Origin of the sequence: Pyruvatibacter mobilis, assembly GCF_012848855.1 — a bacterium.
Classification (GTDB): domain Bacteria; phylum Pseudomonadota; class Alphaproteobacteria; order CGMCC-115125; family CGMCC-115125; genus Pyruvatibacter; species Pyruvatibacter mobilis.
In genome coordinates, this window is sequence record NZ_CP051630.1 from 68,327 (window position 1) to 94,035 (window position 25,709).

The following is a 25,709-nucleotide window of genomic DNA, read 5'->3' on the forward strand; positions in this document are numbered from 1 at the left end:
AGGGTGGGGCAAAGGCGCTGGAGGGAAAGGGTGGGAACCTTGTGCCTCACTCGGCAGCGGTCGCATCCGTTAACGCAACGCCATTGGATGGCCGTATTTCGTCCTATTCTGGCACAAGTCATGCTTGCCCCTCCGGGAAGCAGAAACCGTTGTTTCCGCGACGTTCAACCTGATTGGGAAGGTCGGCCCGGCGGCGGGACCAGCGCCGGAGGCAGGGACAGCGTTAACCTGTTCAGGGTGCGTTCATCCGACCGCCCGCAGGGTTCGGGGCATGACCCAGTTATCTGCGTAACTTCCGGCGCGGGCGATCATCCGCAGGTCCGGGAGCCTGAATTCGAGGGATCAACCATCCGGGACCGCCTCGTGGGAGGCGTGTGAAGCTAGATGTCCGCAGCACAAACCAGTCAGCATTTCGACCCGGCGTCCCTGGCGCCGCGCGAAGGCAGCACCGCCGCCCGCAATTGCGGTCGCAACGCGGAGCCTCTGTCCAAACTGCATCTCGTCTCGCGCCTGTCGGAACTCGATCAGGATCTGTCGCAGCGCTACATCAACGACAGCGCGCGCGCCGAGGCCTTGAAGCCGCAGATCGAAAGCACGGCCCGGCGGCTGTCGCAGGCGCCCTTTGCCGGGGCGGACGAATATGTGGAAGGCCGCCGCGGCCTGTTCGGACGCAAGCTCGGTTCGGATAACTCGCCCGAGTTGGGCACCGACGGTGACTCCTCAGGCCTCATTCCCCATTCGGTGCGGACGCGCATCGACTATTACCTTCAGGCCAGCGCCCAGAATGCACGGCAGATGCCGATGCATGTGATGGCGATTCTCGTGGGGCTTTTGATCTTCGCCGGTGCGCTGTTTGTGGATTACACGATCGTCAGCGAGTTCTGGACGCGTGCGCTGGCGAATGAATTCCTGGAACTGCCGGGGTCGCTGGCGGACTCGGTCGGGTTCAAGTCGCTGCAGGTGCTGTTCGCGGCGATCGCAGCGCATTTCGTGTTCGCGTCCCTTGGTCCCGTCGGTCAGAAGACCTTTACCCGCATTGTCTTTGTCTTTGCCCTTCTCATGCTCGCCGGTCTCGGCTTCCTGCTTGCCACCATGTCGCTGCCTGCCGGGTCCGCCGACACCTTCGGCGGTACGACGTCGCTTGATGAAGCGCTGGCTGGCCTTGGCCTCGGGGGCGAAGGCGCAGCCGTGCCTGCCGCACCGGTGGCGCCCGGCATCGCAGAGGAGGCTCTGTCGCGGGACGTTCACGCCGTTACCTGGCTGGCGTCCCTCGGGGTCATCTTCCTGGTGGTCACCGGTGTTGCGGCCATTGCCCTGCACAGCGCCGTCCGAGGCTTCACGCATCTGGTGGCCGTCGGCGAATACCGGCAGCGTGCGGCCCAGGCTGCGGATCTGACGCGCCGGGAGCACGAATATGTGCAGCTGGCCCGCGAGATCGAGCAGCTGCGGCAGCCGCAGGCGCGCCGGGCGATCCTGTGGGCGGGGCTCATGCGCGAGGTGCAGGCGCATCTCGACGGCATGAACGAAGCCAAGGCGGGGCTGTCGCGCCCGTCGCGTGCTGCCCCGGGCCGCCGTGGTTTCTTTGGCATGGGCAATGGTGCCGCCATGCAGCCCATCGGCGATACGGCGGACACGGATGACCGCGACAGCCTGCGCGCGCGGCTCGAGCGCAACGAACAGTCCATGTCGGTCGAGGCCTATGAGGAAATCTTCGACACCTGGTGGGCCAGCCGCAGCCAGACGGCGCTGGCGCAGGGGGCGGATGTGGCGGTGCCGTCGCTGCCGCATCGCCCGGCCCAGCAGGCCCTGCCGCCGCTGTCGGCCTGACCCAAACTCCGACTCACGGGCTTGGCCCGTCGCCTTTCCGTTGCAAGGAGCGTTGCCTGATGGCCCGCCGTCTCAGCTTTCTGCCTGCCGCCCTTCTGGGACTTGTCATCGGTCTCTCGCCCGCCGGGGCGCAGAGTACGGACCAGCCTGTCGTGCCGGCTGGGGAAGCAGCGCCGGTGCTGGTCATCGGGCTTGATCTGTCGAAATCCAATCCGATGGTCAGCAATGATGCCTATGCCCGCCGGGTGGCGGACAGGGTTGCGCCCATGGTGGAAGAGGTGCCCCTGCGCGGGCGGGTGATGGTGCGCAGCTTCGGCTCCTATGATGCCACCTCCAACACCCTGCGGATCGACCAGGTGCTCACGGCGCGTGCGAAGCCGGATGACTTTGCGCGCGGGCTGAAGACGCTCATTTCCGGGGTGCCCAAGCTCGTTCGCGACGGCAAGCTCACCGCCCAGAACAAGACCAACATCCTGCCCTTCCTCGAGACCATGTCTCAGGTGGTCGATTGTTCCGCGGGCCCCGTACGCTTCGTGCTGCTGACCGACGGGGTGGAAGACAGCGAATATGCGCGGCTCAAAAATGCGCGCGCCACCTTGCCCGCGCCGGGGCATGGCCGGTTCGCAGGCTGCGCCGAATTGCAGATCCTCGGCCTCGGCCAGGGGCTCAACAGCCCCAAGACGACGGAACGCCTGCGGGCGACCTGGGCTGCGTGGGCGGGCCAGGCGGGCTTTGGCAGCTTCACCGGCCTTTACGACTGGTAGTCCTGCCGGCCCGGATGAGGCCCCGTCAGGTGATGCGCGAAAACCACGTTCGGGCCACACGCGCAGGTGCCATGCAGAATTGCCCCTTGGCGGGGCGGACGCTGCGGGTTTAGGCTGCGCGCCGTTATGACCAAGAAACCGACCAGGAGTGTGCGCGCACTGGCCGTCCTTGCGGACGGGACCATGCGCATTGGCGTATGCGCGCCGCATGCGGACGCCCATGGCGCCTGCCGCTCCACCGGCATGTGGCTTACCGGCCTTACCGGCCCGGCTGTGATGTGCAGCCGGGACATGGGCACCACCGGCGCCCGTTAAGCCATTCCCTTTCTGTCGACGTCATTTTCGGTTTCTTGAACTCATGTCTCCCTTTATTCGCCTGCGGGCGCCCGGCGCTGCTGCGCCGTCTACGGACCATTCCCTGCCACTGGCCCCGGACCCGGTGTCCGAGGATCCGGCGCTGCCTGCGCGGCCCAATGCGCCGCGTCTCTTCGCCTTCACCATCCGGGCCATTGCCGAAGCGGAAACCCTGCCGCGCCTATTGACGCCGTTCTCCAAGCGCGGCCTCGTGCCTAAGCGGTTTTCATCGAGGGCCGGCCTTGAGCCCGGCTGGATGAGCATCTGGGTCGAAGCCGAGTTGCCCAGCCGCAAGGCGGCCGAGAGCATTGCCTCGTCCTTGCGGGGCAGTCTCAGCGTTGACGCGGTGCTGGTCGAGGAAACCCAGCGGCTCACCCGGCATGAGACCCGCAGCTTCGGTGCCTTTGCCGCGGGCTAGGGCGCTCACCATTCGCGCGGCTCGGCGGCTTGACCCGCGGGGCCGTTTGCGTGTTCCTGCGCCGGAAATGCAGCGCGCTGCCCAAGGAAGCCTCCCATGCCCATGCTCGATGTTGCCTATTCCCTCGTGCTGCCCGTCTTCGGCGTGGTGGTGGTCGGTTATGTGGCGGCCCGGTTCGGCTGGTTTTCCGACAGCGCGACGGACGGGCTGGACAAGTTCGTTTTCACCTTTGCCATTCCGGCGCTCCTGTTCCGAGCGCTGGCGAATACGGACATTCCCGATACGCTGCCCTGGGGGCTGTGGGGCAGCTATTACGGCGGCATCCTGATCGTCTGGGCCATTGGTATCGCCGTGGCCATGGCCTTGCTGAGGCGGCCCTTCAAGGATGCGATCATCATCGGCTTCGGCGGCGGCTTCTCCAACACGGTGATGCTCGGCATACCAATCATTCTCGTCGCATTCGGGGATGAGGCGTCGGTACCACTTTTTCTGATCCTCGCCTTTCACGGGCTCACGGTGTTCACCATCTGCACTTTCCTGCTTGAAATGGCGCAGGCGGCGGAGCGCCATGACGGCACCGCGCGGCCCGACCCGAAGCGCATCCTGCTCGACAGTCTCAAGGGCATGGCCCGCAATCCGCTGATCTGGGCGCTCGGCTCCGGCGTCATCTTCGGGCAGACCGGGCTCACCCTGCCGGGGCCGGTGGACGGGGTGCTTGAGAAGCTGGGACAGGCCGGCATCCCCTGTGCACTGTTTGCCATGGGCGCCACCCTGTCGCGCTACGAAATCCGCCGCTCGGTCGGGGCGGCGTCGCAAATTGCGGTGATCAAGCTCGGTCTGCACCCGCTGATCGTCTTTGCGCTCGGGAGCTATGTATTCGCGCTGCCAGTGATGTGGCTCAAGGTCGCCACTGTCATGGCGGCGGTGCCGTCGGGGGTTTACACATTCATCATGGCCAACCGCTATCAGGCGGCGCCGGGGGCTGCCTCAAGCGCGGTGGTGCTCACCACAGGCCTGTCGCTGATCACGCTGTCGGCGGTGCTGACCTGGGCGCTGACTTTCTGACGATCAGGCCAGCCCCACCATGCGGCGTATGTCATCCGGCGTCTTGCCTTCCGCTCTCAGGTCCGCCAGGGATTTGGACCCGCGCCGCTTGGCCATCCGCTCGCCCGTCTCGTCCAGGATCAATCCGTGATGCCGGTAACGCGGTTCGGGCAGGTCCAGCAGCACCTGCAGGACCCTGTGCAGGGGGGTCGCGAAAAACAGGTCCTGTCCGCGGATGACATGGGTAATGCCCTGCGCTGCATCGTCCATCACCACGGCGAGGTGATAGGCGATGACACCATCCTTGCGTGCCAGCACCGCGTCGCCCATGGGGCGGGGGTCAACCGGCAGTCTGCCTGTCTCGCCGTCCGGGCCAGCGCCTTCCTCGGTGAAGGTCAGGCGATTGCCGGAAAGCCTCTCGGCCACCTCCACTGCCCGCGCCACATCGAGGCGCAGCGCGAAAGCCATCCCCTCAGCCTGTTTTGTGTCCCGCACATCCTTCGGCAGCCCCCTGCAGGTGCCGGGATAGATCACGCCGTCCGGCCCGTGCGGGGCAAGGGCGGAAGCGCTGATGTCCTTGCGGGTGCAGAAGCAGGGATAGACAAGGCCGAGGTCACGCAGCCTATCAAGACCTCTCTCATAGTCGGGCAGATGGTCTGACTGGCGGCGGACAGGCTCTTCCCAGTCAAGTCCAAGCCAGCGCAGGTCTTCGATCTGGGATGTTTCAAATTCACGTCGGCTGCGGGTCCGGTCCGTATCTTCGATGCGGAGGATGAACCGTGCATCATGGGCGCACGCCCAATCCCATGCGGTCAGCGCCGAGAAGGCGTGGCCGGGATGCAGGTGTCCGTTCGGGCTGGGTGCGAAGCGGGTAGCCAGGCGTATCGTCATGGGCCACTAATAGCATTCATGAGCACCATACGGACAAACAAGGACGTTGCTGCCGCGTGTGAGGCATTGGCCGACCAATGCGCGCATATGGCTGAGGCATTGGATGTCTGCGGCGGCCCGCCGCCTTTACGCCGCCGTCCCGCTGGGTTTGAGACCCTGGCGCGCATCCTGGTCGGGCAGCAATTGTCTGTCGCCAGTGCGGCGGCCATCTGGTCCCGGGTTGAGCAGGGGCTGGGCGAGGTAACGGCGGATGCGGTGATCGCCCATACCGATGAAGACTTGCGCGCAATGGGCCTTTCACGCCCCAAGCAACGCTATCTTCGCGCCACGGCTGAAGCTGTGGCGGAGGGCTCGCTCGATCTCAAGCGCCTGTCCCGCATGGATGACCGGGAAGCGCATGAGCAGCTTGTCGCGGTCAAGGGCATTGGTCCGTGGACTGCGGACATCTATCTGCTGATGGGCCTTGGCAGGCCGGATGTGTTTCCTGCCGGTGATCTTGCCCTGCAGGCTGCCGCTCAACGCCTTTTGAACAAGCGCACCCGTCCGGATGCGGAAGGGCTCCTCAAGATCGCGCGCCGCTGGCAGCCCCATCGTGGGGTAGCCGCCCGCGTCCTGTGGGCCTATTACTCCGTGCCGCCCGTTTAGACCTGCAAGGAAGCCTCACATGTCCTCCGAACTGGATGGTCCCCGTCTTGCTCCCGCCAATGGCGGACCCGCCGACCGGCTGGTGGTGCTCGTGCATGGCTATGGCGCGGACGGCAACGACCTGATCGCGCTTGGTAATCACTGGCGCACATTGATGCCGTCGGCGGCATTCGTGGCCCCCAACGGTCCGCAGCGCTGCGACGGCAACCCGATGGGCTATCAGTGGTTTCCCATCACCCGCCTTGATCCTGTGGAACTGCTCAAGGGCGTTGAAAGTGCGGCGCCGCTGCTTGATGCCTTTATCGATCAGGAACTTGAGGCCAATGGGCTGGATGGTTCCCGGCTGGCGCTGGTCGGCTTTTCGCAAGGCACCATGATGTCCCTGCATGTGGGGACGCGGCGGGTGCCGGGACCGGTCGGCATTCTCGGATATTCAGGTGCGCTGGTGGCGCCCGAAAAGCTGGCTGATGTGCCCTCCCGGCCGCCGGTCATGCTCATTCATGGTGACGCGGATGACATGCTGCCGGTCCAGGCCATGCATGCTGCTGCCGGTGCGCTGGGCGACGCGGATTTTGCGGTGCGCTGGCATGTGGCGCGCGGTGTCGGCCACGGCATCGACCCGGAAGGGCTGGAGCTCGGCGGCCGCTTCATTGCCGACTGTTTTGCCTGACAGTCGCAAGGGGCTTCCCTCCGGCCACGATCGGTATAGAGTCATAAGGGCGTCATACAAGATATTGTATGGTCCAGCGCGAATTGGACGAGGCGAGAATCACGCTAGTCTGGTTCTGCAGATTGACTTGAAGGGTCAGGAGGCCAGTTGCGGTGCATACCCAAATGGTGCGATCAGGCCAGGTATCGCCTGAGAGTTGCCCGGCCCTTGTGCTGAATGCGGACTATCGGCCGCTCAGCTACTACCCTCTCTCCCTCTGGTCCTGGCAGGACACCATCAAGGCTGTCTTCCTCGACCGGGTAAACATCCTTGATCACTACGACCGTGCTGTCAGCAGCCCCTCCTTCGAGATGCAGCTGCCCAGCGTGGTGTCGCTCAAGACCTATGTGAAGCCCGCGCGCTACCCGGCGTTCACACGCTTCAACGTGTTCCTGCGCGACAAGTTCTCCTGTCAGTATTGCGGTGCCCGCAGCGAACTGACCTTCGATCATGTCATCCCGCGCTCGCGCGGCGGTCTTACCACCTGGGACAATGTGGTTGCTGCCTGCAGCCCCTGCAATCTGCGTAAGGCCAACAAGCTGCCCACCGAGATCGGTATGATCCCCTACGAGTCGCCGATCCGCCCGACAGTTCACGAGCTGCACCACAATGGGCGCGCCTTCCCGCCCAACTACCTGCATGAGAGCTGGCAGGATTATCTTTACTGGGATAGCGAACTCGAGCCGTAGGCCGGGTCAGATCTTTTCAGATACGCGGATGGCCAGGCGGCAAGCGGCCTTGATGGCTCCGGAGAGGACCGGGTAGCCGGGCGTTTCTTCTGCCCCTTCCGCGATGGCCTTTTCCTTGTGCTCGATCTCCTCGAGACGGAACTTCTCCACCATGTCGCGCAGCTCCGGTTCTGCGCCTTCCTGGTCCAGTTCACGGATTTGGGCCTGGTAGTGTTCGTCGATCACTTCTTCCACGGCCGCCGTGCAGGCATGGGCTGCTTTTTCCCCCATCAGTGCTGTCACAGCGCCCATGGCGAAGCCGGCGGCGCCCCAGATAGGGTTCATCAGCGTCGGCCGCACGCCTTCTTCGGTCACCACCTTATTGAAGGCGTCGAGGTGGATTTCCTCGTCTTCCGCCATGTGCTCCAGATCCTGCACGATCTTGGCGCGTGGCTTGGCGGCACGGAACACGGCAAGCTGGCCCTCATAAATGCGGACGGCACCGGACTCCCCTGCATGGTCCACACGGATCATCTCGTGCAGTCGGCGCTTGATGACCGCATTGCCAGCGAGGTCAGCGCTCGACATCGTCTTCGCTGTCGCGGTTTTTGACGCAGATGCGGTCATGTTTCGTGCCTTTCCTTCCAGGCCGCATAGGCGGGAATGAAGCTCACTGCCGCCAGTGCCAGTGAGATAAGAAAGTTATATCCCGCCAGTGAAATGCCAAGAAAGCGCCAGGCAGCTTTGTCGCACGGCACAATGGTTGTGTTGCCGGAGAGGGCGGCATTGAGATCGGCGATCGAGCCGGACATCGCCCCGGCGCCGCCGCCGCAATCAGCCGGACCTTCCCACCAGCCCCATTCAACGCCCGCATGGCGCAGGCCCAGAATGGCGCTGACAACGAAAATGACGCCTACCAGTGCCATCAGCCAGGTCGGCCAGCGCCCGAGATTGGCTTCGCGGGATACGAACCAGGCCGCCAGGATAATCGGAAGGGCAATGTAGTAGGGCCACCGCTGTTCGAGGCACAGGGCGCAGGGCACATATCCCAGCAGGTGCTCGAAAACCAGAAAGCCCGCAATGGTGGCCAGCACAATGGTCAGCGTCACGAGCGGGGCGCGGCGGGGCGGGATCATGGCCAGAAGACGCTTCATCATGGGGGTCAGGCTCCGATCGCGTTCACAGCGTCCGAGATCAGCGCCACGGCGCCGCCGGCCACGCTCACCAGGAACAGCGTCCAGGCGATACCGAGGAGGGATCCCAGCACCACCAGCACCCCGTCTCGCTCGATGAAGCCGAGGGAGGCAATCGCGATGGCGATGCCCGGCACCGTGTTGGTTGCCGGCAGGGGGATCATGATGGTGAGAGAGAAAAGCACGAAAAGCAGGCCCACCACCTGTTCCATCGGGCTCTTGGTGAGAAAGCCCAGCCGGGGTCGGCTGATGCGCTCGAAGCGGCGCAGCCAGGGGCGCGCCTTGTCCATCATGTCGGTCAGGTTCGCCTTGCCGATGGTGCGGCGGCGCAGGCTCTCCGGCAGCCAGAGCGTATGACGTCCCGCCGCCAGCTGGACGGCCACGAAGACCATCGGCAGCGACATGATCTGCGGCACGCCGTAGAGGAAAGGGATTGCGCAGGGCAGGGCCAGCACCAGCAGCACCATGCCGAATGCCCGCTCGGCAAGCGCATCCAGCAGCGCACCAAGGGGCACGCTGTCGCCCTCGAAGGCCGCAATGGCTTCGTCGAGCAATTGGGATGTCTGTTTCGGCTCGCCAGTTTCGGTCATCACGGCCCATGTCCGGTATGCGGATGATTGCGCGGGAGGGAGGCTAACAGCGCTTCCGCCCTGCGTCGAATGCCGCATGGTGACGCATTGGCGGACCTAATGGCTGATTGACGCCGTTTCCCACGTCCCTATGATGCCGCTCCCTTCGTGGCGTCAATGTGATCCATCGTCTTTATGACAGATGGTGTCACGCACTAGCCCCTGTGGCGGAATTGGTAGACGCGGCAGACTCAAAATCTGACATGCTCCATTTCCCTTCGGGGAACAATCACGAGAACTGAGGGAAACCCTAGGCTTTCTGCCTGGGGTTTTTCTTTCCACCCTTTGTTCCTCTAAGGGAACAGATTGTGGTGACGGAACAGCCGGTGCCGGTCACTGGTGACATTAGGTTCCCCTATATGGATTGCGCAGTACGCGGACGATGCCATCGGGAATTAGGTTCCCCTATAGGCCTAGTCCCCCCCTGTCCGATCCCCTCTTAGAGATCATTAAGAGAACTAAAGGTGCCCCTTAAGACCCCTTAAGGAGACCCGAAGTCGTGCCTAAAGCAGAGGAGAGAGAAGCTATGGCCGAATACATCCACCCCATGAAGGACACGCAGCTTGAACTTGAGGAGGCCATGGCCGTGGCCACCCGCGACGCCTTCTATAAGGAGATCGAGGCTGCCCGTGCGGAGGGACGCGAGGCGGAGACCGGGTATGGCCGCCACATCCTCAAGCACTCAGTCCTGCCGGTGGCCGAAGCGATCACCGAATGGCTGGAGAAGGCTCAGTCGGGTCGTCCGGGGCGTAAGCACCTGGCCGTGAAGTACCTCACCCAGATCGAGGCTGACGTGGCCGCGTACCTGGCCCTCAAGGAAATCCTCGACAAGTTCACCGGGGCCGGGGCGGTCTTCACCAAGACGGCCTTGGCCATCGCCACGTCCATCGAGGATGAGCTTCGTTTCCGGAAGTTCCGGGAGGAGGCACGAGCCGATTTCGACGCCTCCCAGAAGCGCCTCAGCGCCGCCCGTGCCCAGAACCGTGAGCGCAAGAAGACGCTCCTCCGGCTCATGGCCAACCGCAACAACGTCTCATGGGACAACTGGCCCAAGCGGGACAAGCTGCATCTGGGGACCCTCCTGATCGAGATGGTCCGCAACGTGACCGGCTTCATCGAGGTCAAGCGGATGACCGTGGGGATCAAGGAGACCCAGTACGTCATCCAGCCGACGCCGCAGGCGATCGAGTGGATCGACCGGGCCAACGCGAACCTCGAACTCATGGCCCCAAAGTATTGGCCCATGGTCTGCCCGCCGAAGCGTTGGTCCAACCCGTGGAATGGGGGTTATTGGAGCGGGTTCCTCCGCCGCATCCCCCTCGTCAAGAGTCACAACCGGCACTATCTGGAGGAACTGGCCGAGATCGACATGCCCGAGGTCTATGACGCCATCAATGCGATGCAGGAGACCCCGTGGAAGGTGAACGGACGGGTCCTGTCGGTCCTCAAGGAGGCCCTTGAGACCAACCTGGAGATCGGCAGCCTGCCTCCGGTCGAGGACCTTGACCTCCCACCGGTCCCGGAGGACATCGACACCAACGACGACGCCAAGAAGGAGTGGAAGAAGCGGGCGTCCCGTGTCTATGGGGAGAACCTGCGCATCCGGTCGAAGCGGATGCAGGTCCGTCGCACGGCCCGTCTTGCCGAGCAGTTTGCGGAGTATCCGGAAGTGTTCTTCCCGTATCAGCTTGACTTCCGGGGCCGCGCCTACGCTGTCCCCCTGTTCCTCAACCCGCAGGGTCCGGACTATGCCAAGGCTCTGCTCACCTTCGCCCATGGCAAGCCCATTGGAGACGGTCCCGGCGCTGGCTGGCTGGCCATCCACGGGGCCAACGTCTATGGCGAGGACAAGGTATCCCTTGAGGAGCGGATCACGTGGATCGAGGATCGCTCCGCGCAGATCATGGCTGTGGACGAGGACCCTTGGGCACCAGAGTCCATTGCCTTCTGGGGGGAGGCCGACAAGCCCTGGCAGTTCCTGGCCTTCTGCTTTGAGTGGGCCGGGTATCTGCGGGAAGGCGCGTCGTTCGTCTCGTCCCTACCGGTCAATCTGGACGGCTCGTGCAACGGTCTCCAGCACTACTCGGCTGCCCTACGTGATCCGGAGGGGGGCGCTGCCGTGAACCTGATCCCATCGGAGGTCCCGCAGGACATCTATGGGCTGGTCGCGGAGAAGGCCAAGGCCGAATTGCGTCTTCTTTGTTCCCACAACGGAGCAGAAGGCGAGCCGGGGTCCCCGGAGTGGATGGCCCGCAAGCTCCTCGACTTCGGGATCAACCGGAAGGTCACGAAGAAGGCCGTCATGTGCCTGCCCTACGGGCTGACCCAGTATTCCGCACGGGACTACATCGAGGAGGGTCTCCGCTCCATCGCGGAGCCGGGGCAATCTCCCTTCGCTCACTCCAAGGTCGTCCATGATCGGGAGATCGAGGCAGAGGGGTGGTGGGAAGCCGCCAGCTTCCTGACCCCGATTGTATGGGGGGCCATCGAGGACACCGTGCGGGGCGCTTCCGATGCCATGGAGTGGCTCCAGAAGACCGCACGGTACGGTGCCAAGGAGGGTCTCCCCATTTCGTGGACCACGCCTGACGGCTTCTATGTCGAGCAGCGCTACGCCCAGATGAAGGAGAACCGGGTCAAGACCATCATTGACGGGGAGACCGTCAAGCTCTCCCTCCAGGAGGAACTCCCGGATATCGACCGGCGCAAGATGTCGTCGGCCATCGCTCCCAACTGGGTCCACTCAATGGACGCCACCGCCCTGCGTCAGTTCGTTGTGCTGGCACGGGACAATGGCCTCCGCCACTTCGCTTTGGTCCACGACTCCTACGGAACCGTGGCGACTGACGTGCAGCTCATGAGTGTCTGCCTCCGGCGGGCCTTCGTGGATATGTACGAGGAGCACGATGTCCTCGCTGAGTTCCAGCAGGAGATCGCGGCGATGTTGTCACAGGAGGATCGGAGGGAACTCCCGCCGGTCCCAGCCAAGGGCGACCTCGACATCGCACTGGTGGAGGAGTCCGACTTCTTTTTCGCCTGATTGTTCCCCCAGCGGAGCAAACATTAGGTTCCCCTTTAGACAGTGAAGACGAAAGGAGTTCTCACTCATGCAGGTAACGATCCGCGTCGGTGCCCTCTATGACGAGGTTGTCATCGACGGCCACCGCTTCGACCGCTCGAAGCTCACCCGCACCGAACGAGGCCACATGGCGGCGATGGTGCGGGACACTCTGGTCAAGGCCGGGCGCATCAAGGACACGTCTCGGAAACCGAGGCGGCGTCGGCGGCGCAAGCCTCGCCGGTCCAATTAGGTTCCCCTTTAGACAGTGAAGACGAGCAGCAACATGACTGACGAACGCTCTCCGCTCTCACGAGCAATCCACCTGTGGCGGCAGGGGCGGAGGATTCCGCTGACACTGTACGCCGAACTGGTGGAGCGCGGGTATGACGTACCCACCCTCGAACGCTTTTACACACACTGATCCTCGAAAGGAACTATCCCAATGAACAGCGAAAACACGACTCTCTCCGGTTCGGGCATCGACACCATCATCACCGACGAAGCAGAGGCCCCGCTGGCAGATGCCCAGATTTCCGTCCGCATTGGCGCTGATGGTGATCTGACCGCCATGCGTCGCTTCTATGAGATGGCCCCTGACGCTGGGACCGACGCTGGTCTCCGTGCGGAGGGGTTCATCCGGTCCCTGATCCACTTCTTCATGCAGCGCATCAACATGCAGCAGTCGCTGGGCGACGACATGGTCATGGAGATCAAGATCGTCGTGGCCGGTGATGAGGAACTCAAGAACACCATCGAGGCTACCCTCGGATTCCTGTTCCAGGCCGGTGATGAGGTCTCCATGGGCGCGGTCTCCGGCCCGGCCATCATGAACCATGACGACTGGATGACCGTCAACGGGGACTCCATCGGAGCGCCTGAGGGCGTCACCCTCCACTAATTCCCTTCTCTCTCTCTCACGAAACGCGGCGGGGACTTCGGCCCCCGTCGCATCCATCCGTTTTAACTGACCGCAGGAGCCAACATGGCAGACAAGAAGCGCGAACTGATTACCACGGTGATCGGTCCGGGCATCGCGGCGTACACCTACATTGCAAAGCCCGACACTCAGGGTAAGTACGCTGACAACAAGCACAAGATCACCCTGGTCGTGGATCAGGACGCCCCCTTCGTTGAGAAGTTCAAGGCCAAGTGTCTCGAAGCCGCGAAGCGTGAGTGGCCGAAGGCGAAGCCGGAGAAGGTCGTTCTCCCACTGGCCGATGGCGATGATCGCACTGACAAGGACGGCAACCCGAAGGAGGAGTTCGCGGGCAAGTACCTGATTACCGCGAAGACCTCCAAGAAGACGTTCCAGACCGTTGACGCGAAGCGCGGGGCTATCCCGAAGTCCAAAATCCGCGCAGGTGATGAGGTCAAAGTGAGCGTGACGCTGAACCCGTGCGTCGTCTCCGGTGTGAAGCGTGTCGCCCTCTGGCTGAACGGCGTCCAGCTCATCACCAAGAACAATGACGGCGGGTCCTTCGATACCGGCTTCGAGGACGAGGAAGGCTACGTCGCTTCCGAAGACGAGACGTTCGAGGACGAAGACGAAGAAGCCGATCAGGACTCTGATGGCGGCGAAGAAGACGACGACGACGACGACTTCTGATCGGGCAGTAGCTCAAGGCTGGCGGAGCGGGCTTGAAAGCAAGATCGGGAAGCAGCTCGAAGACGCGGGCGTCCCCGTGCAATTCGAGGCAGCCAAGATCGAGTACGAAAAGCCCGCCCGCAAGTCGAAGTACACCCCTGACTTCCTCCTCCCCAACGGGATCATCATTGAGTCGAAGGGGCGCTTCCTCACCGCCGACCGTCAGAAGCACCTACTGATCCAGAAGGAACACCCGGACCTCGATATTCGGTTCGTGTTCTCGAACAGCCGTACCCGTATCAGCAAGCAGTCGAAGACGACTTACGCAATGTGGTGCGAGAAGAACGGCTTCCTCTACGCGGACAAGCTGATCCCCGAGGAGTGGCTGAATGAGCCGCTCATTCCGGAGCGCGGCGTCCTCATTCCCAACCAAATCAGGGCTTCCAGAGCATGACCATTCTCTACGTCCTGACCTTCCTGCTTACCTACGCGATGGGTGCCGTCCTCGTACTGACCATCGTGGAACAGCTTTACGATGAGACGCTCGGCCTCACCGACTGGTTCGTCCTGGCTGTTTGGCCGCTCGTCGTCGCTTGGTACCTCGCGGAAGGTCCGATCCTCTTTCTCATTCACCGACTGAAAACCCGAAGGAAACGCGCATGACCAAGAAAATCATGGCGGTCTTCATGGCCTTCCTGGTCGTGACCGCATCGTTCCCAACATCGGCTGCGTCTTTCCGGTCGTTCTCAACCTTCCGGCCCTCGCCCGTGCGCATCTACAAAGCACCGCGCATCGCGCCGCCGAAGGTGACAGCACCGAAACCCACTGCGCCGGAGAAAGCTGCCCGGTTCCTGTCCGGAGCTACGGCATCGCCTAAGAAGCAGGCCCCCAAGTCTGTTGCCCCGGCCATCCGACCGACGCATCCAGTGTCCTCTCAGGCCCCCGCCTCGACCGGCCTCCCCTGGTATGCCTGGGTCATGGTCTGGGCCGGTCTGCGTGACGAGCCAGACGAGAAGAAGTAGCGATGCTGCCTTTCGACCATCTCATCGTTCACGTGACGGCCACGCCCCCGAGCGTTGACTTCAACGCAGGTCGGATCGACGCCGACCACCGCAAGAAAGGCTACAAGAAGAACGGCTATCACATTGTCGTGCTTCGTGACGGCAAGGCGGAGGTCCACGTAAAGTTTGGCCCCGACGAACTCCAGGCCCGCATGATTGACGGTGCCCGCGTCCGCACGTTCTCCGAGCCGGGGGCGCATGTGGGAAGCTCGGGCCGGGGCTGGAACAAGCGGTCCATCGGCGTTGTGCTGGTGGGCGGCGTTGATGAAGACGGCAATCCCGAGAACAACGCCACCGAAGCTCAACTCGAAACCCTCCGGATGCTGATTGACGCGCTCATGGAGGATTTCGACATCCCTCTGGCCAACGTGATGGGCCACCGAGACCTCATCGCCAAGGCGGGCAAGGGCGGGCCGAAGGAGTGCCCGTGTTTCGATGTCCGCGAGTGGTACACCTGCGGCTCCACGAAGCCCGTGGAGGCTCAGGAAGACGAGCCGCAGGAAGACACTCCGGAACCGGAAGAAACGCCTCAGCGGCACACTGTGGTCCACGGAGACACCCTGTGGGCACTGGCCAACACTTACGGCCTGTCCGTCGAGGACCTGATGGACCTCAACGGCCTCAAGGATGACACCATCCGCATCGGCCAGGTCCTCACCGTAACCGTTTAGGTTCCCCTTTAGACCTACTAGAGGTCTGACATCTCTCCCCCGAAGCAGCCCCCGATCCTCCACCCGGAGGGCCGGGGGTTTTTTCGTTCCACGCATATCCACCAGACAACTTGGAAAGGATAACGCTCATGACGAACCCGCGTTTGTCCCCCCTCTGCAACAAGATCGTCCGCCACATGACGCGGCGCGGTTACATCACGGCCCGCGATGCCATGCTCGACTACGGCATCACATCGGCCAGCCTGTCCCGCCGCATCTGCGACATCGAGGAAACCGGATACATCATCCGCCGCGTCCGGACGGTCCACCCGATCAACAAGCAGCGCTACACCCGCTACTCGATCGACACCAAGGCCATGGCCCAGAAGGCGGCGTGACCATGACGGAGTGTTGTGAGAAAGCCTGCGCCTGCAAGCAGGACATCCGTGTCCCTATCTATGACGAGAAGAACCCGCAGCGTTTGCTGGGCTACCTGGTGAACCCCCCGGAGACCACCCACCGGACACTCAAGTTCGCCCTGCGGCCTCAAGTGCCGCCGTACAATTACCTCCGCGACCCGATCCCGCATATCGGCATGTCCACCTACGACCCGGCTATGCGTATTCGGATCGTTGAGTTTTGTAAGCACTTCTCGGCTCCCGAGGGTGCCTCATGGGTATGCCCCGTCAGTGTGCGGACGAGTGCCACGATGGAGGACCTCCGGGAAGTCGATTGCTTCCGCTTCCCCGGTGAGGACGAAGACGAGGCTGAGTTCCGTCACCTCAAGGTGTGACCGTGGACTCTGAGTTCGTCGGTAAAGAACCGTGCCCTGAGTGCGGGTCCAGGGACAACCTGGCCCGCTACTCGGACGGCCATGCGTATTGCTTTACGACCGGCTGCGACTACTACGAGCGTGGTGATGGGTCGTCAGAAGAACCTTCCAAATCCCGGAGACGAATGAGCGCAGACTTCATCCATGGGGATTATCGCCCCCTGGCCAAGCGAGGTATCCACGAGGACACGTGCCGCCTCTTTGGATACCGCGTCGGCACCTTCAAGGACCAAACGGTCCAGGTTGCTGACTACTACGATCCGAGCGGCCAAGAGGTCGTGGCACAGAAGCTCCGCTTCAAGAACAAGGACTTCCTGACAATCGGGAAGATGAAGAAGGCCGGGCTGTTTGGTCAGCACGTCTGGCGGGATAGTGGCCGCATGGTCATCATCACCGAGGGAGAGATCGACGCCCTCACGGTGAGCCAACTCCAGAAAAACAAGTACCCGGTCGTGTCTCTCAAGAACGGGGCCGACTCCGCCAAGAAGGCCGTTGAGGGAGCCATCGACTGGCTGGACGGCTTCGAGAAGGTTGTCTTGTTCTTCGATAACGATGAGCCGGGCCGTAAGGCGACCGAGATTGCCGCCTCCATCTTGCCCCCCGGTAAGGCGTTCTACGCCCGGATGCCTGACTTCAAGGATGCCAACGAAGCCTTGTTGGCCGGGCAGGGCCACAAGGTCATGGACGCCGTATGGGGTGCCAAGGCATTTCGCCCGGACGGTATCGTGGATGGGCGGGATGTCTGGGATGACATTACCTCCGACGAGTTCGTTGAGACCGTCCCGTATCCCTGGGAGGGTCTCAACGAGAAGACGTTGGGCCTCCGCCGCCGCGAGTTGATTACGGTCACGGCAGGCTCGGGCATCGGCAAGTCTGCCATCGTCCGCGAGATCGGCTATTCCCTCATTCAGCAGGGAGAGACGGTCGGCTTCCTCATGCTGGAGGAGTCCAAGAAGCGCACGGCCAAGGGCCTCATGGGTATCCACATGAACAAGCCCCTGCACCTTGACCTCACGCCCTTCGCGGAACTGCCGGAGACCACTCAGGCTGACTACCGGGAAGCCTTCCAGGCCACCGTAGGGTCAGGCCGCTGTTTCCTCTATGACCACTTTGGATCAACGGAAGTGGACAACCTTCTGTCTCGGGTCCGCTACCTGGCCCGCGCCTGCGGCTGCGGGTGGATCATCCTCGATCACCTTTCCATTGTCGTATCCGGCATGGGTGACGGGGATGAGCGGCGCATGATCGACAACGCGATGACCGCCCTCCGCACCTTGGTCGAGGAGACCGGCGTCGGCCTGATCGTCGTCAGTCATCTCAAACGTCCCGAGAAGAAGGGCCACGAGGACGGCGCACAGACCAGCCTATCCCAGCTACGCGGTTCTCACGCTATCGCCCAGCTCTCCGACATGGTGATCGGGGCGGAGCGCAACCAGCAGGGCGACAACCCCAACATCACACTCCTCCGCGTTCTCAAGAACCGTTTCAGCGGCGTCACAGGCCCGGCCTGCCTGCTCGGCTATGAGCCGGATACGGGCCGACTCCGTGAGACCACCACGGCCTTCGACGACAACGGTCCGGATGATGACGACGAGGACGATCCCTTCTAACCAGATTGATCCGATAGAGGAACGAATGACTACCGTTATCAACTTGTTTGGTGGCCCCGGCGTGGGCAAGTCCACGCTGGCCGCAGCCATCTTCCACCGCCTCAAGGTGGCCGGAAAGAGCGTCGAGATGGTCACGGAAGTCGCCAAGGAAATGGTTTGGGAGGAGCGCAAACGCGCCCTCCTGAATCAGGTCTATGTCACCGGCCTCCAGTTCCACCGCCTTTGGAGTTTGGTGGGCCGGGTGGACCTGGTTGTGACCGATAGTCCCCTCCTCCTCGGGTCGGTTTACGCGCCACACGACATCCCGCCCAGCTTCCACAAGCTGGTCGAGGACCTCCACGGCACGTTCCGTAACGAGAACTTCATTCTCCAGCGCCGGGTTCCTTATGACCCGGAGGGACGTGTCCAGGACGAGGGCGAGACCGCCGAGATCGACCGCAAAGTGCGGGCCATCGTGTCCCGTGCCGACCGCCAGGCCAGCTACCACGTGATGGACCCCACCGACCCGGAAGTGATCGACAAGATCGTCGGGCGTTTCCTTTAACCGATCCGCTCCGATATCGGAACAGTCCCTCCAGCGAGAGGACGCGAAATGAGCAAGAACATGAGATTCCCTCACCGAGAACGTGCAGCCCTGGCCCGTTCCAGGCAGCAGTCCGTGGCCCGTGGCAAGGTCCGGGGCCGCGTGTATTTAGCCGACGAAGACCCCGATGTTTTTCAGGAACAGGCGCGTGACTTGATCGCTGCTCAGTGGGGCCTACGCGATCTAGAGCAGGCGGCTCGAAATGAGGAAGCCCTCCACGCCTTCCGCTCCAGGGTCCCCTTCGTCGAGGCGTTCCAGCTTTGAGCCGGTACTTCTTCGACTGTGAGACCAACGGCTTCCTTGACGAACTCGACCGCATTCATTCACTGGTCCTCAAGGACGCCGATACTGGGCATGTGATCTCCTGCGCCGACCAGCCTCACTACATCAAGAACGGGTTTGGCATCGAAGACGGCGTGAAACTCCTCGCCAGGGCCGACGAGATCATCGGCCACAACATCATCAAGTTCGACATCCCCGCCCTGGCCAAGGTGTATCCCGGCTTCTCGCCGCAAGGGAAGGTCACGGACACCATGGTCTGGGCGCGTCTCGTGTATCCCCGCGACGACCTCCGGACGAAGGACGCCAGCCTCAACCGCAAGCGTGAGCGTAAGGGCCTGCCCCGGATCGACGGGAAGGAGATGGGCGGGCAGAAGCTTGAGACCTGGGGGTTCCGCCTCGGCATCCTCAAGGGCACCTATGCTCAGGACAACGAGGACGCCTGGTCCTCGTGGAACCCTGAGATGCAGGACTACTGCGAGCAGGACGTGGAGGTCACTGAGGCCCTCTATAGACGCCTGACCGAGAGGTCTGGCAAGATTTTGGCTGACGGCAAGCCTGCCTTCCCGCTGGAAGCGATCGACCTGGAGCACCGGGTTGCTGCAATCGTCGCACGGCAGGAGCGGTACGGCTTCTGCTTCGATACCGAGAAAGCAGAGGCCCTGCTCGCCAGGCTCCTGACCCGCCGCGCGGAACTGGGGGACGAACTCCAGAAGGCATTTCCGCCCCGATGGCGTCCCAAGGGGAAGGGGCCGTTTGTCCCCAAGCGTGACAACGCCCGGATGGGCTACGTCGCTGGATGTCCTCTGACCAAGGTTGAGCTTACCCCGTTCAATCCCGGTAGTCGTATCCACGTCTCAGAATGGCTCAAGGTCATGCGGGGGTGGCGACCGATTGAGTTTACGAACGATGGCCACCCCAAGGTGGATGAAACCATCCTCAACCAATTGCCGTTCCCGGAGGCCAAGGTCCTTGCTGAGACCTTCATGATCGACAAGCGCCTTGGTCAGTTGTCCGAGGGGGATCAAGCGTGGCTCAAGTGTGTGGGTCTGGATGGCCGAATCCACGGCAGCGTGAACACCAACGGAGCGGTGACGGGTCGGATGACCCATATGCTCCCGAACGTCGGTCAGGTGCCCAGCGGCAAGGCTCCATATGGTCATGAGTGCCGTGAATGCTTCACGGTTCCCCCCGATAAGGTGCAAGTCGGCTGCGATGCTGACGCCCTGGAGCTTCGGTGTCTGGCCGGGTACATGGCTAAGTACGACAATGGGTCCTACATCGAAGTTGTCCTCAAGGGTAAGAAGGAGGACGGCACCGATAACCACTCGGTGAATTGCCGGGCGCTCGGCCTCGATCCCAAGAAAATCATCCCGATTGACGGGAAGCAGGAGACTGGCCGCGACATCGCCAAGACCTGGTTCTACGCCTTCATCTACGGGGCGGGGGACTGGAAGCTGGGCGCTACGGTGGGAGTCCGGGGAGACGAGGCGGAGATCATCAAGGCCGGTAAGAAGTCCCGCGCCACCTTCCTCAAGAACCTCCCGGCACTCGGGAAGCTGACCGAGAAGGTCAAGGCCAAAGCCAAGAAGCAGGGCTTCATCCGGGGGCTTGACGGTCGCAGGCTTTCAATCCGCTCCCAACACGCTGCCCTCAACACTCTCCTCCAGTCTGCCGGTGCGATCATCATGAAGAAGGGCCTCGTCATCCTCGACGGCCTTCTCCAGGACGCTGGTCTCGTGCCCGGCGAGGACTACGAGTTCGTCGCCAACGTGCATGACGAATGGCAGATGGAGGTCTCACCGCAACACGCCGAGATGGTCGGACAGACCGCCCGGCGGGCTATTCAACTCGCGGGCGAGGCGTTCAATTTCCGCTGCCCGCTCGATGGAGCATATGACATCGGACGCAACTGGGCTGAGACCCACTGACAACCCGGCGGCGGGCTACGTGTACCTCGTCAAGAACCCGGCGTGGCCGGGCATGGTGAAGGTCGGGTCCGCCGCCGACTACGAGCAGCGCTGCCGCAAGTATCAGACGGGCGACCCCTACCGGGCCTATGAGGTCATAGGGGCGCTCCCGTTCTCTGACCGGCTGGCAGCCGAAAGCGCCGTCCTCCATGAACTCCGCGACCACCACGTAAGCGGTGAGTGGTTCCAGGTGTCGGAGGGGAGGGCGCTTCACGTTCTTCAAACAGCACCCTGGGAGGTACTGAATGAGCTATCGACGCCACCTTCTGATTGACGGTGACGTTCTGGCCTTCAAGGCCGCTGCCGTGGCCGAGACGGCAATCGAATGGGAGCCGGGATACTGGACCTGGTTCTCTGACGAGATGGAGGCCCGTGACATCTGTGTCGCGGAGATCGACCGTTACATGGAAGCCCTGGACGCGGACGGCTACACCCTCTGCCTCACCGACGACGCCCACAACTTCCGGAAGGACATCCTCGACTCCTACAAGGGCAACCGAAAGAGCAAGCGCCCGCTTGTCCTCAAGGCCATCAAGGAATGGATGGCCGACGAGATGGGGGCGATGGTCCGACCCACCCTCGAAGGTGACGACATCCTCGGCATTCTCGCTACCTGGCCCAAGTTCCGTAAGAAGCACGGGGAGCCGGTCATCGTGTCGATCGACAAGGACATGAAGACAGTCCCTTGTCTGTATTGCCGGGACCTTGAGACCGGCATCGTCGAGGTCACGCAGGAGGACGCCGACGACTGGCACCTTATCCAAACCCTCGCTGGCGATCAGACCGATGGCTACAAGGGGTGCCCCGGAATCGGCATGGACCGGGCCTCCAAGATCATCGCGGAGCCGACAATCCTCGTCCCGTACAAGCACACCATCACCCGAGGCAAACGCATCGGGGAGGTTGAGGTCCGCTACCGCGCCGAGCCTACCTCGGACAAGTGGAAAGCCGTGGTCAGTCACTATGAGGCGGCTGGATTGAACGAGGAAGCCGCCCTCCAGCAGGCCCGCGTTGCCCGCATCCTCCGGGCCTCCGACTACGACTTCAAGTCCAAGACCCCGATTATGTGGAGTCCGGACAAATAGGTTCCCCTATAGCTCTAGTTAAACTGGAGAAGACAATTTTTAACCTAGTATCACCACGCCTGATCGGTCTGTATTCCGACATCCCTCAGTGTGGTAAATCAGAAATCGCGGACTTCCTGTGTGATGAGCACGGGTTCGTCCGCATCAAGTGTGCCTCGGTCCTTAAGACCATGCTGATGGTCTTGCTCCGTCACCTATTCCCCACGGGGTCCGAGGAGGAACTCCTCCGGTATCTGGAGGGCGACCTCAAGGACGAGACCATCCCCGGCCTGGACGGTGTGACGGGACGGTGGATGATGCAGAGCATCGGTACCGAGTGGGGCCGGGACCTGATCCACGAAGACCTATGGATCAAGGTGGCGGAAGCCCGCATCCGTGACGCCCTCGAATCCCGGACCAAGGTGGTAGTCGATGACATCCGGTTCCCGAACGAAGCCGCCGTGGTCAAGGAGCTAGGAGGCGTGATGGCCTACGTGTTCCGTCCAGGAATGGGAGGGCCGCCCGTCCTCCACGTCAGCGATGGCCTGCTCGGCAGCTACAGGTTTGACGAGACGATCATCAACGATAGCTCGCTCGACGTTCTCAAGGTCCGCGCCGAGCGTCAGCTTCTCGGAGACCGCCCGACCCGAAAGTATCTGGGCGAGGAGCACTTCGTATAACCACGCGCCGCCCTCCGGACTCTTTGGGTTCGCGCGTGTTGTCCCGTCTGGGTAGCGCTTTGAGCGCTGGCGGGGAATGAGCGCAGGGAAGAGAGGAAGTATCCGGAACCCTCCCGCCTGCCCGTCCCGCCGATCCTCCACCAAGACACCGCCGCGAGCGTACCTCCCGATCGGGGAGGCGACTCGTGAGCGGCCTTGGGGGAGGTCCCCAGTCAGCAAAAAGGTTCCCCTATAAGGATACACGGCATTGAACGATCCGTTTCCTATTGTCCCCGACGACCTCATTAAGGCGCTCGATGGCCGCTTTCCAGATCGCTGCCCGCACCCCGATTGGAGTGACCGGAAGATTTGGATGGCCGTAGGAGCGCGGAAGGTCGTGGACTTTCTCAAGCAGCAGAACACCCAGCAGAACGACAACATCTTGATCGGGAAATAGGCCCATGTGTGGCAACCCCCTCAAAGTCGTTAAGAACATCTTCAGCCCCCCGAAGCCCCAGTCTCCGCAGGTCGTCGTTCAAGATAGCGGCCCTGATCCGCAGACGATGGAGCAGATTCGCCAGCAGCAGGAGCAGTTGAACAAGCAGCGTGACGAGTTCATGCAGATGCAGAAGCAGTTCAACGAAGACCAGCGTAAGTGGCTACAGGAAGCCCGGCAGGCCTCAACGCAGCCGATTGTTGCTCCTGTTGTGGAGAAGAAGCAGGCCACCGCCGCCACCGCGTCGGAGACTGAGCGTTCAATCTCCAGCCGCCGGAAAGGCCGCAGTTCCCTGCGCATCCCCCTCTCCGCGAATGTTGGCGCGTCCGGTACGGGGCTTAACATCCCGCGAGGTTAGACCCGTTGACAGCAGCCGAGCGCTACGCGCAGCTCGAAGGCTCACGAACGCCCTACCTGACCCGCGCCCGTGAATGCGCAAAGCTGACGATCCCGAGCCTGATGCCCGAGGAGGGCACTTCGGGGTCGTCAGACCTGCCCACCCCGTACCAGGGGATGGGGGCGCGGGGCGTGAACAATCTAGCAGCGAAGCTGTTGCTGGCGCTCTTACCGCCTTCGGCACCCTTCTTCCGCCTTTCCATAGACGACTTCGCGCTGGCTGAAATCGCCGGCGATCGTCCCGAGGCCCGCTCCGAGGTCGAAAAGACCCTGGGAGACATCGAACGCACTGTCATGACCGAGATCGAGGCGACCGCAATCCGCGTGTCCGCCTTCGAGGCGCTCAAACAGCTTCTCAATGCCGGTAACGTCCTCCTCTACCTACCGCCTACCGGGGGTATGAAGGTGTTCCGGCTCGATCGCTACGTGGTCAAGCGCGATCCCATGGGCAACATCCTGGAGATCGTCGTCAAAGAGGAGGTCTCTCCGGCAGCGCTGCCCGAGGAACTCCGCAAGAAGCTCAAGGACCGCATCAAGTCCAAGGGCGTCAATGACCAGAAGACGGTCAAGCTGTTCACCTACGTCCGCCGCGAAGGCGACAAGATGCTGATGCACCAAGAGGTCGAGGGCGAGATCGTCCCCGGCACCAAGGGATCGGTTCCGGTGGACAAGTCGCCCTGGATCGCCCTCCGCTGGGCTAAGATCGACGGCGAGGATTACGGCAGGGGTCACGTCGAGGAATACATAGGCGACCTCCGCTCCCTTGAGGGTCTCACTGAGGCCATCGTTGAAGGCAGCGCCGCCGCCGCCAAGGTCCTATTCCTTGTGGACCCGAACAGCACCACGCAGGCGTCGGTCATTGCCGAGTCCAAGAACCTGGATGTACGCACCGGCAACGCCGATGACGTGACCGTCCTCCAAGTGGACAAGCTGGGCGACTTCCGGGTGGCCCTCCAGACAATCGAGATGATTACCGCCCGGCTGGCCCAGGCTTTCCTGCTCATGGAGTCCGTCCAGCGGGACGCCGAGCGTGTCACCGCCGAGGAAGTCCGCCGCGTGTCGTCAGAGTTGGATGACGCGCTGGGCGGTGTGTACTCGATCCTGTCGCAGGAGTTCCAGCACCCGCTGGTCCGCCGCGTCATGTATCGGATGCAGGAGGATAACCGCCTCCCGCAGCTTCCCGAGGATATGGTCCGACCGACGATCATCACGGGCGTTGAAGCGCTTGGCCGTGGCCATGATCTCAACCGCCTCATGATGTTTGGCCGCGTCATCTCCGACTCCCTCGGCCCCGAAGCGTTCACGGCAGCCATCCGCGCCGAAGACTTCATCAAGCGCGTGGGGACGAACCTTGGGATCGACATGGACGGTCTCGTGAAGTCCCGCGAGGAACTCCAGGCCGATCAGCAGAACTCGCAGATGCAGGCCCTTATCCAGAACCTCGGCCCCGAACTCGTCAAGCAGATGGGTCAGGGCGGAGGCGTACCAAGTCAGTAAGGAACTGAATGTCAGAAACAGTCAGCGTCGTCATGCCGGTGAACGAAACCGGCCCGGACGCTCCCGTCCCCTCCCAGACTGAACCGGCCACCCCGGCCCCCGACTCCAACACCCGCCCAGAGTGGCTGCCGGAGAAGTTCGAGAACCCGCAGGCTCTTGCTGATGCCTACAAGGCCCTGGAGGCCAAGCTGGGTACGCAGGCAGCCGCAGATACTCCGGAGGATCAGCCGTCCCCGGACCCCCAGGATCAGCCGCAGCAGGACAGCGGACAGGCCCCGAACTTCGCGTCGAACCAGGCCGAGGTCTCCAACACCCTCAAGGGTCACGGCATCGACTTCGGTGAACTCCAGGCTCGTTATATGGAGACCGGGGAACTCACCCCCGACGACTATGCGACGCTCCAGGAGGCGGGCTTCAACCGTCCGTTCGTGGACAACTGGATCGAGGCTCAGAAAGCCCTCATCGCGCAGGCCGAGAACGCCATCTACGAGACCGTTGGCGGGAAAGACAGCTACACCAAGATGGTCCAGTGGGCCGCGCAGAATCTCCCGGATGAGGAGATCGAGGCATTCAACACCGCCGTCGAGAGTGGCGACATGGCCCAGGCCCGGATGGCCGTATCCGGTCTGTATGCCCGCTTCACGGGCGCGTCCGGCTCCGAGCCGACCCTGTTGGCCGGTCAGGCATCGACGGCTTCGGAAGGCTTCCAGTCGCAAGCTCAGATGCAAGAGGCCATGTCCGACCCGCGTTATCGCAAGGACCCGGCCTACCGCGCTGAGGTCGAGCGGAAAATCGCCGCCGCTACCTTCTTCTAAACGAGGATC

At 62.6% G+C, this 25,709-nt stretch carries 33 protein-coding genes; 29 read left to right on the forward strand and 4 right to left on the reverse strand.

Going from position 1 to position 25,709, the window contains the following annotated elements:
- Positions 1 to 384 precede the first annotated feature (384 nt).
- From HG718_RS00345 to HG718_RS00365, 5 genes are all read left to right on the forward strand, one after another.
- Positions 385 to 1,827: a hypothetical protein gene (locus HG718_RS00345; protein WP_160586556.1), complete on the forward strand. Its 1,443-nt coding sequence runs from the start codon at positions 385 to 387 to the stop codon at positions 1,825 to 1,827.
- A gap of 59 nt (positions 1,828 to 1,886) precedes the next feature.
- Complete coding sequence (locus HG718_RS00350) at positions 1,887 to 2,591, forward strand: hypothetical protein (RefSeq protein ID WP_160586557.1); 705 nt, start codon at positions 1,887 to 1,889, stop codon at positions 2,589 to 2,591.
- A 126-nt stretch (positions 2,592 to 2,717) separates the two neighbouring features.
- The gene (locus HG718_RS00355) at positions 2,718 to 2,906 is read left to right on the forward strand and encodes a hypothetical protein (RefSeq protein ID WP_160586558.1); all 189 of its coding nucleotides are present in this window, start codon (positions 2,718 to 2,720) and stop codon (positions 2,904 to 2,906) included.
- 43 nt (positions 2,907 to 2,949) lie between these two features.
- Complete coding sequence (locus HG718_RS00360; RefSeq protein WP_160586559.1) at positions 2,950 to 3,363, forward strand: hypothetical protein; 414 nt, start codon at positions 2,950 to 2,952, stop codon at positions 3,361 to 3,363.
- A 96-nt stretch (positions 3,364 to 3,459) separates the two neighbouring features.
- A complete protein-coding gene (locus HG718_RS00365; protein ID WP_160586560.1) occupies positions 3,460 to 4,428 on the forward strand; it encodes an AEC family transporter in 969 nt (322 codons plus the stop codon).
- Positions 4,429 to 4,431: 3 nt separating this feature from the next.
- On the opposite strand, the gene gluQRS is transcribed toward HG718_RS00365, so the two are convergent.
- A complete protein-coding gene (gene gluQRS / locus HG718_RS00370) occupies positions 4,432 to 5,298 on the reverse strand; it encodes a tRNA glutamyl-Q(34) synthetase GluQRS (RefSeq protein WP_160586561.1) in 867 nt (288 codons plus the stop codon).
- An 18-nt stretch (positions 5,299 to 5,316) separates the two neighbouring features.
- On the opposite strand from gluQRS, the gene HG718_RS00375 reads away from it, so the two are divergent.
- From HG718_RS00375 to HG718_RS00385, 3 genes are all read left to right on the forward strand, one after another.
- Positions 5,317 to 5,943 carry a DNA-3-methyladenine glycosylase family protein gene (locus HG718_RS00375; RefSeq protein WP_160586562.1) on the forward strand — a complete coding sequence of 209 codons (627 nt, stop codon included), beginning with the start codon at positions 5,317 to 5,319 and terminating at the stop codon, positions 5,941 to 5,943.
- A 19-nt stretch (positions 5,944 to 5,962) separates the two neighbouring features.
- Positions 5,963 to 6,613: an alpha/beta hydrolase gene (locus HG718_RS00380; protein ID WP_027839435.1), complete on the forward strand. Its 651-nt coding sequence runs from the start codon at positions 5,963 to 5,965 to the stop codon at positions 6,611 to 6,613.
- A gap of 164 nt (positions 6,614 to 6,777) precedes the next feature.
- The gene (locus HG718_RS00385; protein WP_160586781.1) at positions 6,778 to 7,341 is read left to right on the forward strand and encodes an HNH endonuclease; all 564 of its coding nucleotides are present in this window, start codon (positions 6,778 to 6,780) and stop codon (positions 7,339 to 7,341) included.
- A gap of 6 nt (positions 7,342 to 7,347) precedes the next feature.
- Here the strand turns inward: HG718_RS00385 and HG718_RS00390 are convergent, their stop codons facing one another.
- The 3 genes from HG718_RS00390 to HG718_RS00400 are packed head-to-tail and all read right to left on the reverse strand — an operon-like array spanning position 7,348 to position 9,103.
- On the reverse strand, positions 7,348 to 7,947 hold the full coding sequence (locus HG718_RS00390) for a demethoxyubiquinone hydroxylase family protein (protein WP_244617573.1): 600 nt from the start codon (positions 7,945 to 7,947) through the stop codon (positions 7,348 to 7,350).
- On the reverse strand, positions 7,944 to 8,477 hold the full coding sequence (locus HG718_RS00395; protein ID WP_244617574.1) for a disulfide bond formation protein B: 534 nt from the start codon (positions 8,475 to 8,477) through the stop codon (positions 7,944 to 7,946). Before HG718_RS00395 ends, HG718_RS00390 begins: the two co-directional genes overlap by 4 nt.
- Before the next feature lie 5 nt (positions 8,478 to 8,482).
- Positions 8,483 to 9,103, reverse strand: a complete 621-nt coding sequence (locus HG718_RS00400; protein ID WP_160586563.1) for an exopolysaccharide biosynthesis protein — start codon at positions 9,101 to 9,103, stop codon at positions 8,483 to 8,485.
- A gap of 565 nt (positions 9,104 to 9,668) precedes the next feature.
- Between HG718_RS00400 and HG718_RS00405 the strand changes: the two genes are divergently transcribed.
- The 21 genes from HG718_RS00405 to HG718_RS00505 all read left to right on the forward strand — a co-directional run bounded on the left by HG718_RS00405 (position 9,669) and on the right by HG718_RS00505 (position 25,700).
- Positions 9,669 to 12,182, forward strand: a complete 2,514-nt coding sequence (locus HG718_RS00405) for a DNA-directed RNA polymerase (protein ID WP_160586564.1) — start codon at positions 9,669 to 9,671, stop codon at positions 12,180 to 12,182.
- 67 nt (positions 12,183 to 12,249) lie between these two features.
- Positions 12,250 to 12,453: a hypothetical protein gene (locus tag HG718_RS00410; RefSeq protein ID WP_160586565.1), complete on the forward strand. Its 204-nt coding sequence runs from the start codon at positions 12,250 to 12,252 to the stop codon at positions 12,451 to 12,453.
- Between the two features lie 192 nt (positions 12,454 to 12,645).
- On the forward strand, positions 12,646 to 13,101 hold the full coding sequence (locus HG718_RS00415; protein ID WP_160586566.1) for a hypothetical protein: 456 nt from the start codon (positions 12,646 to 12,648) through the stop codon (positions 13,099 to 13,101).
- Positions 13,102 to 13,185: 84 nt separating this feature from the next.
- Positions 13,186 to 13,809 carry an ssDNA-binding protein gene (locus HG718_RS00420; RefSeq protein ID WP_160586567.1) on the forward strand — a complete coding sequence of 208 codons (624 nt, stop codon included), beginning with the start codon at positions 13,186 to 13,188 and terminating at the stop codon, positions 13,807 to 13,809.
- The gene (locus HG718_RS00425) at positions 13,772 to 14,242 is read left to right on the forward strand and encodes an endodeoxyribonuclease (RefSeq protein WP_160586568.1); all 471 of its coding nucleotides are present in this window, start codon (positions 13,772 to 13,774) and stop codon (positions 14,240 to 14,242) included. The genes HG718_RS00420 and HG718_RS00425 overlap by 38 nt, the downstream gene beginning before the upstream one ends.
- The gene (locus tag HG718_RS00430; protein ID WP_160586569.1) at positions 14,239 to 14,451 is read left to right on the forward strand and encodes a hypothetical protein; all 213 of its coding nucleotides are present in this window, start codon (positions 14,239 to 14,241) and stop codon (positions 14,449 to 14,451) included. Before HG718_RS00425 ends, HG718_RS00430 begins: the two co-directional genes overlap by 4 nt.
- Entirely contained in the window at positions 14,448 to 14,810 is a 363-nt protein-coding gene (locus tag HG718_RS00435) for a hypothetical protein (RefSeq protein ID WP_160586570.1), read from the forward strand. The genes HG718_RS00430 and HG718_RS00435 overlap by 4 nt, the downstream gene beginning before the upstream one ends.
- Positions 14,811 to 14,812: 2 nt before the next feature.
- The gene (locus HG718_RS00440) at positions 14,813 to 15,520 is read left to right on the forward strand and encodes a LysM peptidoglycan-binding domain-containing protein (protein WP_160586571.1); all 708 of its coding nucleotides are present in this window, start codon (positions 14,813 to 14,815) and stop codon (positions 15,518 to 15,520) included.
- Positions 15,521 to 15,648: 128 nt separating this feature from the next.
- Positions 15,649 to 15,897 (forward strand): helix-turn-helix domain-containing protein, encoded by a 249-nt coding sequence (locus HG718_RS00445; protein WP_160586572.1) that lies wholly within the window; start codon positions 15,649 to 15,651, stop codon positions 15,895 to 15,897.
- 2 nt (positions 15,898 to 15,899) lie between these two features.
- Positions 15,900 to 16,292 (forward strand): hypothetical protein, encoded by a 393-nt coding sequence (locus tag HG718_RS00450; protein WP_160586573.1) that lies wholly within the window; start codon positions 15,900 to 15,902, stop codon positions 16,290 to 16,292.
- Positions 16,293 to 16,456: 164 nt separating this feature from the next.
- A complete protein-coding gene (locus tag HG718_RS00455; RefSeq protein WP_160586574.1) occupies positions 16,457 to 17,941 on the forward strand; it encodes a DnaB-like helicase C-terminal domain-containing protein in 1,485 nt (494 codons plus the stop codon).
- A 25-nt stretch (positions 17,942 to 17,966) separates the two neighbouring features.
- Complete coding sequence (locus tag HG718_RS00460) at positions 17,967 to 18,485, forward strand: AAA family ATPase (protein ID WP_160586575.1); 519 nt, start codon at positions 17,967 to 17,969, stop codon at positions 18,483 to 18,485.
- 48 nt (positions 18,486 to 18,533) lie between these two features.
- Positions 18,534 to 18,788, forward strand: coding sequence for a hypothetical protein (locus tag HG718_RS00465; RefSeq protein WP_160586576.1), 255 nt, complete (start codon positions 18,534 to 18,536; stop codon positions 18,786 to 18,788).
- Positions 18,785 to 20,734 carry a DNA polymerase gene (locus tag HG718_RS00470; RefSeq protein ID WP_160586577.1) on the forward strand — a complete coding sequence of 650 codons (1,950 nt, stop codon included), beginning with the start codon at positions 18,785 to 18,787 and terminating at the stop codon, positions 20,732 to 20,734. The genes HG718_RS00465 and HG718_RS00470 overlap by 4 nt, the downstream gene beginning before the upstream one ends.
- Positions 20,735 to 20,753: 19 nt before the next feature.
- Positions 20,754 to 21,047: a GIY-YIG nuclease family protein gene (locus tag HG718_RS00475; protein ID WP_170080173.1), complete on the forward strand. Its 294-nt coding sequence runs from the start codon at positions 20,754 to 20,756 to the stop codon at positions 21,045 to 21,047.
- A complete protein-coding gene (locus tag HG718_RS00480; protein WP_160586579.1) occupies positions 21,019 to 21,858 on the forward strand; it encodes an exonuclease in 840 nt (279 codons plus the stop codon). The genes HG718_RS00475 and HG718_RS00480 overlap by 29 nt, the downstream gene beginning before the upstream one ends.
- A 170-nt stretch (positions 21,859 to 22,028) precedes the next feature.
- Complete coding sequence (locus HG718_RS00485) at positions 22,029 to 22,517, forward strand: deoxynucleotide monophosphate kinase family protein (protein WP_160586580.1); 489 nt, start codon at positions 22,029 to 22,031, stop codon at positions 22,515 to 22,517.
- Between the two features lie 247 nt (positions 22,518 to 22,764).
- Positions 22,765 to 22,953: a hypothetical protein gene (locus tag HG718_RS00490; protein ID WP_160586581.1), complete on the forward strand. Its 189-nt coding sequence runs from the start codon at positions 22,765 to 22,767 to the stop codon at positions 22,951 to 22,953.
- 4 nt (positions 22,954 to 22,957) lie between these two features.
- Positions 22,958 to 23,350 carry a hypothetical protein gene (locus tag HG718_RS00495; RefSeq protein WP_160586582.1) on the forward strand — a complete coding sequence of 131 codons (393 nt, stop codon included), beginning with the start codon at positions 22,958 to 22,960 and terminating at the stop codon, positions 23,348 to 23,350.
- Positions 23,351 to 23,355: 5 nt separating this feature from the next.
- Positions 23,356 to 24,885 carry a portal protein gene (locus HG718_RS00500; RefSeq protein WP_160586583.1) on the forward strand — a complete coding sequence of 510 codons (1,530 nt, stop codon included), beginning with the start codon at positions 23,356 to 23,358 and terminating at the stop codon, positions 24,883 to 24,885.
- An 8-nt stretch (positions 24,886 to 24,893) separates the two neighbouring features.
- Positions 24,894 to 25,700 carry a capsid assembly protein gene (locus HG718_RS00505; protein ID WP_160586584.1) on the forward strand — a complete coding sequence of 269 codons (807 nt, stop codon included), beginning with the start codon at positions 24,894 to 24,896 and terminating at the stop codon, positions 25,698 to 25,700.
- Positions 25,701 to 25,709 lie beyond the last annotated feature (9 nt).